Raw genomic sequence first — 13,882 nt, forward strand, 5'->3', positions numbered from 1 at the left:
TTCTCTCCGCGGTCTAATATGGCTAATTTATATTGTAGCCAAGCCGCACTATACTTGTTAGGCGGAAGTGGACGGCTATAATGCACCCATTTGTCTAGACCATTTTTTTCAAAGTGATCCGATTTTTAAAATGAATATGTTGATAAATACGTCGACACACATTTAAAGTATTTATCAATATATTCATTTACTGTTTATGATAATAAAGATCAGCAGGAACTTTATAATGTAGAGTCTGATGTCGCCTTCTATAGTTATACCAAGCAACAAAATCATTTATTATAAGATTTAAATCTCTGATACTATTTGGTCTATAATAATATATAGCTTCTTGCTTTAAAGTTCTCCATAAGCGCTCAACAAATATATTGTCGAAGCAACGTCCTTTATGGTCCATACTGATTTTAATATTAGCACGCTCTAATTCCATAATAAAGTTGTAGCTAGTAAACTGCACCCCCTGATCACTATTAAAAATCTCAGGTTTACCTTGTTTTAGAGCTTCTTTGAGAGTATAAAGGCAAAATCCAGCATCGAGATATGGTGATAATGAATGAGCAATAATATAGCGACTATACAAGTCCATTATTGCCACAAAATAGATAAACTTACCTTCTACCATAATATATGTTATATCAGTAGCCCATACCTGATTAACTCTACAAATAATCAAATCTTTGAGTAAATAAGGATATATTTTATGCTTTTTTTCTTTAATACTTGTATTACATCTTTTTCTACAATACAGCCCACTAATCTTCATTTTTTTCATAATTCTTAAGATTTTTTTGTGATTGACTACTACTCCACTCGCTATGATTTCAGCAGTAATTTTACGATATCCATAACGGCAATCAGAAGCCAAATATACTTCTTGAATCAAATTTGCTACTTCACTTTCGTTATTAATTATAGGCCTATAATATAGGCTAGATCTGCAAATCCCCAATAAATCAGCCTGTTTCCTAATTGACAGATCAGAATCTTTTTCTATAAACCTTACTCTATCTTTTTTGCTTATTTCAGTAATTTTTTTTTCAAATAGCTATTTTCCACTGTCAATTCTCCTATTACTTTATGTAAACTTTCTATTTCTTGCGCTAAGATTCTTTGTTTTCTCGCACTTTCACTTTCTTCAACAAATAGGTCTTTTAACCTTGCCAATACTCTATCACGCCAATCATATAGATTTGTTGATGGTATTTTATATTCACTACATATCTCAGCTGTGCTTTTTTGATTTTTTATTGCTTCCAAAGCTATCTTTGCTTTTAACTCTGGTTCATATTTTTTTGTTGCCATACTTTTACCCCTTTACCTTCCTACTCGGATCAACCATTTTTTTTTGGTCTAGTTTATGGGGTGCATTATACTCCTTTGACATATTCCCATGGAGCTTTTGCATCACCTACCTTTTTTAGAAAGAGTACGTCCTGATCAAAGTTTATAATGGTCCTTGTATGAAATGTTGTTAAGCTTGTGTCCCATAATAGTTTTTCTGTGATGCTAAAATGCTCTTTATCCTTTTGCATATTTTGAAATGATACGATTATCACATCTGCTCCAACTTCTCTTCCATAGTTAACATATTGACTAGCACGCCCATGTTTGGCTGTGAATGATGACTTACCTATTAACAGAAAGTCATTAAATAACGCATTATATATAGTCTGTGCACTGTAAGCTGTACCGACGTAAACCGGCTGTTTGTTGGATGAAGGGTACTTTTCTGGTGCAAGATGAGTATACGAGCTCTTTAATAAATAGTGAAAAGTGCAACTGGTAAGCAAGAAGGGCAAACCAATCAATAATAAAACTTCTGTTAATCTCTTTGGCATTTTACTGCTTATATTTTGAATATAGTATCTTATTTTTTTAAATATTTCATTAAAAGCCACACTTCTTGTTAAAATTTCAGAAGAAAAAACGATCTAATTGGAGTAAGAGGCCGGGACCGGAATTGAACCGGTATAAAAGGATTTGCAGTCCTCCGCATAAGCCATTCTGCCACCCAGCCGTTTTTTATGCATAGATATCCATTATATCTTTTAGCATAGATAAAGCATCCTCTCTTTTTCTTTGAAAAGTGTTACGCCCGATAATTGAACCATTACCACCGCCTTGCTTAATTTCTTTCGCTTCATTGCATATGTCATTCACTGATTTCGACTCGCCACCAGAAAAAACTACTATTCTTTTCCCTGCAAAACAAGATCTTTTAACATATTCAATTCTTTTAGATAATGACTCAATATTTTCTGTTTCTATTTTCTCCCTTTCCAAATAGTTAATTGGAAGTTTTACTTTGATTATATTAGCGCCAAGTAAAGCTGCTATGTGCGCAGCATAGGCAATAACATCAACCGCTGTTTCGCCTTCTTTGGAAATTCCTTCACCGCGTGGATAAGACCATAGCACTACGGCAAGGCCGCAAGACTTAGCCTCAGCTATAATTTCGCGAGCTTCTTCCATCATATCGAAGCACTTAGCAGAACCAGGATATATAGTAAACCCAACAGCTACGCAACCCAAACGCAGCGCATCTTTTACAGAAGCAGTTATTGCTTGATCAGAAGTTAAGTTTTTCGAGTGCAAGGAGTTAGCACTATTAAGCTTCAAAATAAGTGGTAGCATTCCAGCATAAGTTGAAGCACCAGCTTCGATCATACCAAGCGGAGCAGCATATGCGCTTACTCCCGAATCAACTGCAAGCTGAAAATGATAATGCGGATCGTAAGCATCAGGATTAACTTCAAAACTTTTTATTGGCCCATGCTCAAATCCTTGATCTACAGGAAGAATTACTAACTTGCCAATTCCACTAAGTTTTCCATGCATAAGAATACGAGCAAGATTTGCTTTTACTCCAGGATTTTCACTTTCGTAATAACTTAGGATTTTTTTTACTTCTTCACTCATTAATATCTTCAAATTTACTTAAAGTGTAGCAAAAACTATAGTTGAAGCAAAGACCTTTTTATACTCTTGCTCCTACACCTATATTTAAAGGTGTAACTTTAGGATCGGTGGTGTGCTGTTGTGGTTTTTCTTGAATTAAATCTTCAAAATACATTTTAACAATAGGAAGAATGAGCGGCATAAGCACTAATTTATAGTCATACCATGCAAACTTTTCCTTGTAGCTAAATTCTGCATCTTCTTCGTATAAACGCTGGATGCAGTGCTCACTATATAATTCAGAAGCTTTCGTAAAAGTTCTAAGTAAAGCAATCAATAATAAATCCAATGCCAAATTAACTATCAGCATTGTTCCATATTGAACAGGCCAGCCATTTTGTGCAATTTCCGATGCTAAACTGCACACAGCAAACGCTACTGCAATACATATCACATAATTACCAGCAGCAATAAGTAAATTAAACCTTCGGTTGAATCTATCCATATTTCCTTCTTGTGAGCCTCTTTGTTTACTTGCTGCATAGATAATACTACAAAAGGATATAATAAATAACCATGGCCAAACTCCGATGCTGAATGCATAAAATTTATAAGCAATATTTTGCACTTTGCCACTGTTAGCAAGTTGTGATAAGCAATATTTGACTTGAGGCGACGGACCAAGTACCACATTTGCTAATATAAAAAATAAACATGCTCTATTCACAGCTTTCTCTCTACGCAATAGAATCTCATTGATTCTCCTTTGTTTTTCCTGCACTTCTCGCTGTAATGTTATAGATATGCCAGCTGCTTTTAAGTCGTTAAGATATTTCTCTAGCTTATCTTTATCTGCACTAAGTTTTTTAAACTTTTCTTCAGCTATTTTTTTCTCTTTCTCTCCTACTACTTTATCAGGGTGACATTTTAATGAAGCTCTTCTAAAGTGCCGCTCAACTAACTTAAGTACATCATCAAACTCCTGGCTTATTACTTCTTCTGCTTTTATTCCCAGCCTTGAAAATAAGTTCTGTAAATCTTGATTACTGTAATATTGATTTCTGGTTAAACTTGCCACTATAGCCTCATTAAAAAATAGTGACTATACTACAAATTTAATACTCAAGCAAGAATTTAAACTATATCAAAAGCAATTCCGTGTTTACCAATATAAATCCTTAATTTCTTTCCTTTAATTAATCGACGATTTAGTATTTCTTCAGCCAAATGACTTTTTATCTCTTTTTCAATCAGCCTCTCTATTGGGCGTGCTCCCATTTCTTTGCTATAACCTGTTTGCGCAAGATAAGACTTTACTTCTTCTTCCACTGAGCAGCTTATACCCTTTTGCACAAGTTGTTTTTTTAATTCCTGAATAAATTTATCCACAATGTGCAAAATGACATCTAAATTGAGGTCAGAAAAAGAAATGACTGCATCCAAGCGATTACGAAATTCAGGGCTAAAAATCCGTTCTACTGCTTTTTCGCTATCACCAATATTAAAGTCCTTATACCCAAAGCCAATAGAACTTTTGCTACGCTCAAATGCACCTGCATTGGTTGTCATAATTAAAATTGTATTGGAAAAATTAACTTTACGCCCGTAAGTATCTGTAACATAACCATAATCCATGACTTGTAGTAATATATTGTAAATATCACTATGAGCTTTCTCAATTTCATCAAGAAGTACCACACTATATTGATTGTTAGATACAGATTCTGTAAGCAATCCACCTTGGTCGTAACCCACATATCCAGGAGGGGAACCAATCATTCTAGATATTGTGTGAGGTTCCATATACTCGGACATATCAAATCGTATAAGGTTCATACCCATATTCTGTGCTAATTTCTTTGCAAGCTCAGTCTTACCTACGCCAGTTGGTCCTGCAAAAAGATAATTTGCCAAGGGTTTACTGTAACTTCTCAGACCAGATTTAGCAATTTTAATAGAATTAACAAGAGACTCTATCGCTTGCTCTTGACCAAAAATGGCTTTCTTGAGATTTTCTTTCAAAGATTTTACTCTTTGCACATCATCAAGCTCGCAAGGTACGTTTGTAATCCTAGTGATAGTATTCTTAATATCTCTACTGTTTATAATTTTTCGCCTGTTTTTTTGTAACTTACAATACGCCCCTGCTTCATCTATAACATCAACTGCTTTATCAGGTAATATTCGCCCAGTAATATACTTGTGTGAAAGTTCAGCTGCAGATTTAATGGCATGTTTCGTGTAATATACTCCATGATACCTTTCATAGTAATGCTTTATACCATCTAGTATCTTTACTGTATCATTAATAGAAGACTCTTTTACATTAATTTTTTGAAACCTCCTTGCTAATGCTTTATCCTTTTCAAAACTATTGCTGTATTCTCTGTATGTAGTTGCACCTATACAACGCAATGTACCTCTTGCAAGTGCAGGTTTGAGCAGATTGCCAGCATCAAGAAAGCTGCCACTTGTTGAACCTGCTCCAATAATAGTGTGTATTTCATCAATGAAAAGAATAGCGCCAGGTTTTGCCTCAATTACTTTTATTATAGATTTTATTCTCTCTTCGAAGTCACCTCTATAGCGTGTTCCTGCAAGAAGTGATCCTAAATCCAAAGCATAAATTATGCTGGATCTCAGTGCACTCGGAACACTACCTTCAATAATTTTCAATACCAAGCCTTCAACTATTGTTGTTTTACCAACACCTGGTTCTCCGACATATAAAGGGTTATTTTTTCTGCGTCTTAGCAAGATTTCTATAGTGCGATTTAATTCATAATCACGACCAATGACATAATCTATTTTTTTGCTTCTTGCATAATCATTTAAATTTCTACAATAATTTTGTAGAACTTCTTCATCTTTTAATAATTCACCTTTATTTGCTACAGTAGAGATATCGTTATTTTTATCAAGTTTTATCTTGCGATTAGCTATGTATTCTTCTACATCATCTGAATATCTTATATTAGATATATTATCAATCAAATTAGAATCCTTTGCATTCTGTTTGCGTAATAGCTCTTCAATGTATAAATCTTGCTCAGACAGAATCTCTAATAGAATACTTGCTCCATTTATTTCTTTTCTTCCCAGACGATGAGCTCGTATCATGGCTTTATGTATTATGCGTTGAAATAGCACATCAGGCTCAACTTTATTGACAGTTAATTCGGAGTTGTCTTGTAAAAAACCTTTTGTATTATTACCACGATCATTCCTTAATATAATATTATCTATATTTATGATTTCACCAGCTCTGATGTTACATCTTGATAAAACATAATTTACATCCACATCTTTGGTTAATGCTAGCAACAAATGTTCCACTTTTGCATATTTAAGCTTACAATCAGAAGCAATCTGTAACGCTCTATTTAAACTTGCCTCTAAATTTTTAGAAATCATCTATTCTCTTTAAAAGTGTAAATTTATATATAATTAGTAGCACACAATTATTAAAAAAACTGAAATCTAGCAGCTCGTTGTAGCCAAATTGAATTAAGCTACAGATTATAGTCCACACAGCCTAACATTATACCGTTGTGATAATCTCAAAACGTTATAAGCAGAAGAATTAAGATTATCAAATTGTAGGTAAATCTAATTTGGGCTAGCTATATATTCTTTCTACCATCCTCCAATCACTTCACTTTGCAGCAAGTTTACTGGAGCTTTTAAAGAATAGAAGAATAGTTAAGTACATTAATACGCTTTTTCTAGTACTCTGCTTTTCTTCTTAAATACATTGATCTTTTTTCTACCGTATTTAGCCTTTAACGTACTTGGCCTTTTAAAGATCTTTTTGCTGTTACGTTTTTGAGATTGCATACTACAATCAAAATTTGGCTCTCCTTCTTTATCTGCTAGTGCAGGCAGTCTTCTCTTATCTTGAGGTGTAACAAAAGATAATGCAAATCCTTCAGCTCCCGCACGTGCAGTTCTACCTATACGATGAACATAATCAGCTTGCGATTGTGGTACATCATAATTGATAACATGTTGAATGTGCGGAATATCAAGGCCGCGAGAAGCAACATCTGTTGCAACCATGATTTGATTGCGGCCACGACGAAAAGAATCAATGACTCTTTCACGCTTGTGCTGCCTTAAATCACCATGAATTGCCAAAGCGCTATAGTCATCTTTGTGCAATTTGTCAGCTAGCTGATCCGCTCCTCGCTTTGTTTTGACAAAAATAATGATCGATCCTTTGCGTTGACATAATTGTGTAACAAGCTTGCCATATTTTTCTGATTCTGATGCATAAACAACTTCTTGTTTAATTTTTACAGAAGTTGTAGCCTGGCAATCAACAGAAACACGCTCTGGTTGATTAAGATATTTTTCAGTAAGTTTTACTATTTCTCCAGGAAGAGTTGCAGAAAACATAAGAGTTTGCCTTATTTTAGGCAAATGCTTCATAATTTCTTCAATCTGAATTCCAAAGCCCATATCAAACATACGATCCGTCTCATCAAGCACAAGAATATCAACATTCCGAGTAACTAAAGTTTTACGCTCAATATGGTCTATAATACGACCAGGAGTACCTATTATAATTTGTGGTTTTTTCTGAAGCTGATTTAGCTGCTTAAAAATAGGCTCGCCTCCGATCAACAAAGCAACTCTTAGTAAAGAACTTTGAGATAAGAGTTTTCTTATCTCACTTGTTACTTGATGAGCAAGCTCTCTGGTTGGCACGATGACTAAAGCTGAACCAATGCTTGGCTCATTCATCAATTTAGCAACCAGTGGAATAGCAAACGCTAAGGTTTTTCCAGTTCCCGTTTGAGCAGACCCAAGAATATCTTTGCCCTGAAGAGCTAGAGGAATCGCTTGCACTTGAATCGGGGTTGGAACACAAAGATTATTTTTACTTAGAGCTTGCCTAAGCAAAGTTGGAAGCCCCATTTCATGAAAATTACTCACAATACATTACCCTATTAAAAAGCTTCACGATAGACTAATCTTCCAATCTTAAATTTATTGCAGACTTTTTATCTTCTCCGTTCCTACCACGCTCTTCTTTAAGCTCATAACTTACTCTTTCCCCTTTCATTCCTCTCTTTTTATCCTCTCCTCGAAGTGCATCAGGTCTTATTCCTGAACGTTCTAATGTACTAACATGTAAAAAAACGTCCTCACCTTTACCTTCTGGCTTGATGAAACCATAGCCTTTTTCAACATTAAACCATTTTATATTACCAAATTCCATATGGATAACTCCTAAACTACTAACTAATATTATTAATGTGATGAAAAACTTTGAAATTACGATTTAGAATGCTTTAAGCTTAGTTACTGCAACTAAACTTCTATACTCCATAGTCTATTCTTAACATTACATAGTAATAGTACACAATTATTGTACTTAATGCAACTAAAATTTTTAATCACTAAGTGAACCTGCTACTGTCATTTCGCTAACTTTAATCGTTGGTGAATTAAACTGCCCACAGAAAGTTAGGTCATTTGCAACAACTAAATTGCTAAACATATTTTTCAAATTGTCGGCAACAGTAATCTCGTGTATTGGATACGTTATTTTACCATTTTCTATAAAAAATCCGCATGCACCTTGACTATAATCGCCATTGATTAAATTAACACCAAAACCAAATAAATCAGTTACATATATTCCTTCTTTTACTTCCTCAATTAATTCCTTAAACGATCTATTACCATTTTTGAAATAGAAATTACTAGCTGAAGGAATAATTGCAGCATTACTTGCACGAGTTGCATTTGCGGTCGTTTCCAAGTTTAATTTCCTAGCCGAATATAGATCTAAAATCCAGTTTTGCAGTACTCCATTTTTTACAAATTCATTTCTTCTGCTCATTATTCCTTCTCCGTCAAACGGTCTTGATGTTATACCCCTTGGTAACAATGGGTCATCAATAATGCTAATCTCAGTATTAAAAATTTGATTATTTAAACTATTTCTCAAAAAAGAGCTATTATTTACAATATTGCTACCATTTATGGCAGAAGCAAAGCTCTTTACTAGCTCTTTTGCTGCTCTTTTTTCAAAAACAACCGGAAATTTGCCTGTCCTGATTGTACATGAACCCAATTGATCTATTGCTCTTTTTGCTGCTTCTTTCCCTACTAACTCCGGTGTTTTTAAATCACTGAAGTTGCATGCTACATCGTAATCGTAGCCTATTTTCATTTCACTCTTTTCTCCAGCAACAACAGAAACCTGATTAACAAAAGTTGACTTACTAAATGAACCAACAAAACCAGAAACGGTTGATAATACTGTATTTACTGAAGTATGTGAAGATGAAGCTCCTTCGGAATTAATAATATTTTTATGTGCAAGAGCTGAATTTTCTGTAGCTTCAGTAATTTCTTTTAATTTATCAATTGTTACAACATTATTATCTGAGATATTTAAATCTGCAGAAGAGATATAATTACTGCCATCTACAGCAAAACTAATATAAGGATCTTCCTGGGCATTCTTTGCCATTTCCACCACTTGGCTCACTGCACTACTAAGATTATTCAAATCATTTGTGGAAATATACGCAGCTTTGTTCTTACCTGCTATAGCTCTAATTCCGACAGTACAGTTTCTAGATTGTGATATTTGTTCAATTTTTGATAGAAGCTGAGAAATCGAGGTCTTATTAGTTTCATATATTGTAACTTCTGCGTCTTGATTCTGCTTTTTTATTAGTTTAGTGATATCCGCTGCAATATTTAATATACTCATTTTTTATTCCTCAGAAAGATTCTGCACCACTTATAACTTCAATCAAATCAGTTGTAATTGCTGCTTGACGAGAGCGATTATAAAGTAACGCTAATTTATTTAGCATTTCTTTTGTATTTCTATTTGCTGATTCCATAGCAACCATCCTAGCACTATTTTCACTTGCTGCACTTTCAAGTAAAGCAGAATAAAGAGCAGCTATAACATAATCTTGAGTCAAAGATTTTAAAATAAACTCAATATTTTGTGGTTCATACTCATAGCTGTAATCTGTTAGAGAACTAACTACAGAATTATCAATTAATAATGAGTCTTTACTCCATGGTTTTATTGTTTCTAATATTGGCTTTTGCATGAAGGTATTATAGAATTTACTATAAAAAACTTTAACTTTATTGTATTTACTTAGATCTATATCACTAACCAAAGCTTCCACATGCTTTAGTGTGATTCCCTTACTATTTTCAACCTTCAAGATATTTTTAGAATTAAATCTATTTTTACCTACCTCAAAAGCTTTCTTGCCAAAAAAAACAATGTCTACTTTCTTATCATTTGCAATTAATTTGTTTATATGCTCCTGACTGAATTTAACAACAGAGGAGTTAAAGCTGCCACATAAACCACGATCAGATGCAATAATAAATACTAGGAAAGAATCTTCATTATTGATATTTAGAATTCTTGCTAGTAACTCTTGATCCGCTGATAGCGCTAGTGAAGAAATAATGCTATGCAGCTTAGATATATGCAATTTTGAATTTGATAATTTCTTTTGGCTTTGTAATAATTTTGCTGCAGAAACCATTTGCATTATTTTCGTGGTTTTCTGCACAGACTTAATATTTTTAATTCTTAAGGATAATTCCTTTAAGCTCTTCATTTTGTATATAATTCTAATTTATTAAAATATATAACTGGTAATGTCTAAAAACAAGTTTTTTTGACATTGGAGTCAAACCTAACTAAGAAACTCACAGATTTACTGTTTTGAGATATATTAAAGCAATCTCGATGTAAAAGTATCACACCTTATGGAGTCTTATAATATAAGGTAAATACAATTAAGACTATTACAACTTGAGCACTTATAATCCCATTGCTTTAGCTCTTTATTACAATCAGCACATTTCCAACCTGGATCAGGCACAGCTTCTGAGTCCATCCTGTTTAACCAATAAATTGCTTGATCATACTCTTGCAACATAATCTTGAGCTGTACCATAACAAGGTAGATTGATATGTAATTAGCTTTTTTCATAGCAATATCTAAATGCTGACTTGCAAGATCATATTTCCCCAAGCTAATTGAAGACAAAGCAAGCAAGCAATAACTAAAATAATAATCAGGGCGTAAGTTATATAGTCTTTCAGCGCCTTTATTATTTAACTTGATATACATTCTAGCTGATTGAGGAGTAGGATTTACTCTATACTCTTCCTCTAATACTGTGGAAGCTTTTTTGATTTTTTCAAGCTTGATATATAATTCTGCCTTTAAATAATTGATGGGCTGAAAAGTTGCATAATAACTTTGTGCTTTAGCTAAATAATCTATAGCTTTGTAAAAACTTCCTTTACTTTCGTATTGCTTTGCTAAAGCGCAATAAAAAACCGCTAACATCTTTTTACGATCAAAGGGAAGAAAAATATTGAATTTGATAGCTTCCTTTAACTTTGAAATTGCATTTATCCAATCTTCTTGCAATATACAATGCTCTATTTGAAAGGGAATAGACAAAATTTTATCATTAATTGAACTAGAGCAATATTCTATAAATTTTTGAAAGACTAACCTTTCTTGCTTTAGGTGAATAATCAGTTTATTGATCAGAAGTAGAGCTAAGTTGCGATTTTTACTTGCAATACTCGTTAAATTATGGCTGAAAAAGCTGTAATTTCCCGTTTTACCTGAATTAAAGAGCTTTACTAAAGATAATTTACCACTTTCTTCATTTAGATTTTTAATTAGCTTATTGGTGTTCTCTATATTACCTAAGTCTAAGCTAAAGAAAGCTTCAAAGAGAAGCAATTCTTCCCTACTTCTTCTTCTATTTTTTATGTTAGCAAATGTTGATGAAATAGAAGAACAAAAACGTGCAACTGCAATCAATAAAAATAATAAGACTACGCAAGCAAGAATAACGAAATATAGATCAATACTTATAGTGTAATTGCCTAATTCCAATTTTATTACTTCACCACTTACCTTGATCCATATGCCAAATAAAAACGAAAAAGCAAAAATTATAAAATAAATCATGAGATGTATTGTAATAAGTGACGATATATTATTGAAGTATTCTTGAAAGCTACAATAAAATCATTCAATTTATTAAGCCATGGTTTGAATTCTGGGTATGTTAAGTCACTTATTGCGGTGGCTATGCTCTGCCAATCATTATCGCTTATTAATTCTTCAATTTCCGCAAGCTTTAACCTGAGTGGATCACTACGATCATCTATCTTTATCCAATTTGAAATGATTTTTTTAAACAAGTTACTTTTATTGTAGTTAATAACAGTCATGTTCTTCTCAAAAGACAATTTCAACCCGCGTAAAGTATCTACCTCTTTCAAATTTTCCAATTCATTTACTGCATTTTCTATTTCTGGATCGTCAAGCTCTGATATCAAAGGCTTTATTGAATTTATATGATTATCAAACTTCACTTCTCGCAATAACGAATTCTTCATCTTAATCACAAGTAGCAGCAACTTTGCAAGGTTCTTGTGCCTTAAACTACCATCACCTTGCTCACATTGAGTGTGCAGATTTCTCTTTAAGTCAAATATCCTTTTTTCTACCCTAGATTGATTCACTTCAAGCAACGTTCTAAGTTCATCTATCTTTTCCGTTAAAACATTCATACTGCCTTCACTTTCTTGTTGGTTTATTTTAAAAAATATTATGTTATTTATTGCAATATAGCTAACAAACAACAATATAATTAAGGACCAACCTATGCATTTTTTCCAAGTATCATTCATAACGTAATATCTCCACAGGATCTTGCGCAGCTGCCTGCAATGCAGGAGGAATTGTCGCTAAAAATGATAAGAACAATGCAAGCGCAGAAATGTTCACTACATCTTGAGAGACTAATATCACTGGCAAACTTGAAAAAAAGTATATCATGGGATCAAACAGCTTGATGTTGGTAATGTTTTCTAAAAACACTCTAATATTTTCAATATTGAGAGAAAAAACAACCCCTATAATAGAGCCAAGACAAGTCCCTGTGAAACCAATGAGCAATCCACAAGCACAAAATATGCGCATAATACTTCCGCTTGTTGCACCAAACGTACGCATAATTGCAATTGCAGATTTCTTTTCTTGCACTATCATCATCAAACTTGAAACAATATTGAATGCTGCTACAACTATAATTAAAGTAAGAATTAAAAACATCACATTTCTTTCAGTCTTTAAAGCATTAACATAATGGCTTTGCTGAGATTGCCAACTTTCAGCTCTCATTCCTGTTTCTTTTGCTATAGCGTTTGCTAGCTTATTAGCCATAGCAATATCATCTACAAACACTTCTATACTTCTCACATTATCTTTATAATTAAAAAAAGCTTGAGCTGACTTTATGGGCATATACACCAAAGTATTATCATACTCAAACATACCCATATCAAATATTGCTACAACTTTATATTCTTTAATTTTTGGTATTTCACCAGACAATGCGTCAAATCCTTCAGGTGATATAAGCATAATGTTATCACCATAATCAATATTCAAAGCTTCTGCTAATCTTGCCCCTATTATGATACCTTCATCGAATTTTTCCACGTTACCCATAATTACATTATTCTTAACGGTAGTATTATTAAGTAAGTCTTTAGTTGACACACCACGGACTACGCTACCCACAATTCCACTATTTGCTGCAACGATCACTTGATCATTGGTCATAGAAGTAGCTTTTAATACACCTGGGATTTTCTCAATAGATTTTAACACTGCGTGGTAATCTGAATTTATGCTTCTATCAAAGTAAACATTAATATGACCATTAATGCCAAGTACAGAGTCGAGCAGCTTTGCTCTGAACCCATTCATTACAGACATTACTACTATTAGCGTTGCAACTCCAAGAGCAATACCAATAATAGAAAACAAGGCCATTATAGAGCAAAATCTAGAATTCTTTGCTCGCAAATAGCGAATAGCCATAGTAAATTCAAAGGCAATAGACATTATACTAAGATTTAAATATCATACTTTTTATGCTTCAT

The 13,882-nt window shown here is 33.3% G+C and carries 12 protein-coding genes and 1 tRNA gene; all 13 read right to left on the reverse strand.

Going from position 1 to position 13,882, the window contains the following annotated elements; translation table 11 throughout:
- Window positions 1–187: 187 nt before the first annotated feature.
- A protein-coding gene (locus tag OOK99_RS05360; RefSeq protein WP_214303219.1) for an IS3-like element ISWpi17 family transposase occupies window positions 188–1,302 on the reverse strand; the annotation gives its coding sequence in 2 pieces (ribosomal slippage) (window positions 188–1,029 and window positions 1,029–1,302; 1,116 coding nt in all).
- A gap of 65 nt (window positions 1,303–1,367) precedes the next feature.
- Window positions 1,368–1,838, reverse strand: a complete 471-nt coding sequence (locus tag OOK99_RS05365; RefSeq protein WP_264719641.1) for a hypothetical protein — start codon at window positions 1,836–1,838, stop codon at window positions 1,368–1,370.
- 107 nt (window positions 1,839–1,945) lie between these two features.
- Window positions 1,946–2,017: transfer RNA gene (locus OOK99_RS05370), tRNA-Cys, on the reverse strand.
- Window positions 2,018–2,022: 5 nt separating this feature from the next.
- Complete coding sequence (locus tag OOK99_RS05375) at window positions 2,023–2,919, reverse strand: class I fructose-bisphosphate aldolase (protein ID WP_264719642.1); 897 nt, start codon at window positions 2,917–2,919, stop codon at window positions 2,023–2,025.
- A 58-nt stretch (window positions 2,920–2,977) separates the two neighbouring features.
- Window positions 2,978–3,976: a molecular chaperone DnaJ gene (locus tag OOK99_RS05380; RefSeq protein WP_264719644.1), complete on the reverse strand. Its 999-nt coding sequence runs from the start codon at window positions 3,974–3,976 to the stop codon at window positions 2,978–2,980.
- A gap of 56 nt (window positions 3,977–4,032) precedes the next feature.
- Window positions 4,033–6,312, reverse strand: coding sequence for an AAA family ATPase (locus tag OOK99_RS05385; RefSeq protein WP_264719645.1), 2,280 nt, complete (start codon window positions 6,310–6,312; stop codon window positions 4,033–4,035).
- A gap of 297 nt (window positions 6,313–6,609) precedes the next feature.
- Window positions 6,610–7,836 carry a DEAD/DEAH box helicase gene (locus tag OOK99_RS05390; protein WP_264719646.1) on the reverse strand — a complete coding sequence of 409 codons (1,227 nt, stop codon included), beginning with the start codon at window positions 7,834–7,836 and terminating at the stop codon, window positions 6,610–6,612.
- Between the two features lie 34 nt (window positions 7,837–7,870).
- Window positions 7,871–8,122 (reverse strand): cold-shock protein, encoded by a 252-nt coding sequence (locus OOK99_RS05395; protein ID WP_264336822.1) that lies wholly within the window; start codon window positions 8,120–8,122, stop codon window positions 7,871–7,873.
- A gap of 174 nt (window positions 8,123–8,296) precedes the next feature.
- The gene (locus tag OOK99_RS05400; protein WP_264719648.1) at window positions 8,297–9,631 is read right to left on the reverse strand and encodes a TldD/PmbA family protein; all 1,335 of its coding nucleotides are present in this window, start codon (window positions 9,629–9,631) and stop codon (window positions 8,297–8,299) included.
- 10 nt (window positions 9,632–9,641) lie between these two features.
- On the reverse strand, window positions 9,642–10,514 hold the full coding sequence (gene atpG / locus OOK99_RS05405; RefSeq protein WP_264719649.1) for an ATP synthase F1 subunit gamma: 873 nt from the start codon (window positions 10,512–10,514) through the stop codon (window positions 9,642–9,644).
- A gap of 159 nt (window positions 10,515–10,673) precedes the next feature.
- Window positions 10,674–11,894 (reverse strand): tetratricopeptide repeat protein, encoded by a 1,221-nt coding sequence (locus tag OOK99_RS05410; RefSeq protein WP_264719650.1) that lies wholly within the window; start codon window positions 11,892–11,894, stop codon window positions 10,674–10,676.
- On the reverse strand, window positions 11,891–12,622 hold the full coding sequence (locus OOK99_RS05415; RefSeq protein WP_264719651.1) for a hypothetical protein: 732 nt from the start codon (window positions 12,620–12,622) through the stop codon (window positions 11,891–11,893). Before OOK99_RS05415 ends, OOK99_RS05410 begins: the two co-directional genes overlap by 4 nt.
- Complete coding sequence (locus OOK99_RS05420) at window positions 12,615–13,844, reverse strand: lipoprotein-releasing ABC transporter permease subunit (RefSeq protein WP_264719652.1); 1,230 nt, start codon at window positions 13,842–13,844, stop codon at window positions 12,615–12,617. Before OOK99_RS05420 ends, OOK99_RS05415 begins: the two co-directional genes overlap by 8 nt.
- Window positions 13,845–13,882: the final 38 nt, after the last annotated feature.

Source organism: Wolbachia endosymbiont (group B) of Eucosma cana (assembly GCF_947250645.1).
GTDB lineage: Bacteria > Pseudomonadota > Alphaproteobacteria > Rickettsiales > Anaplasmataceae > Wolbachia.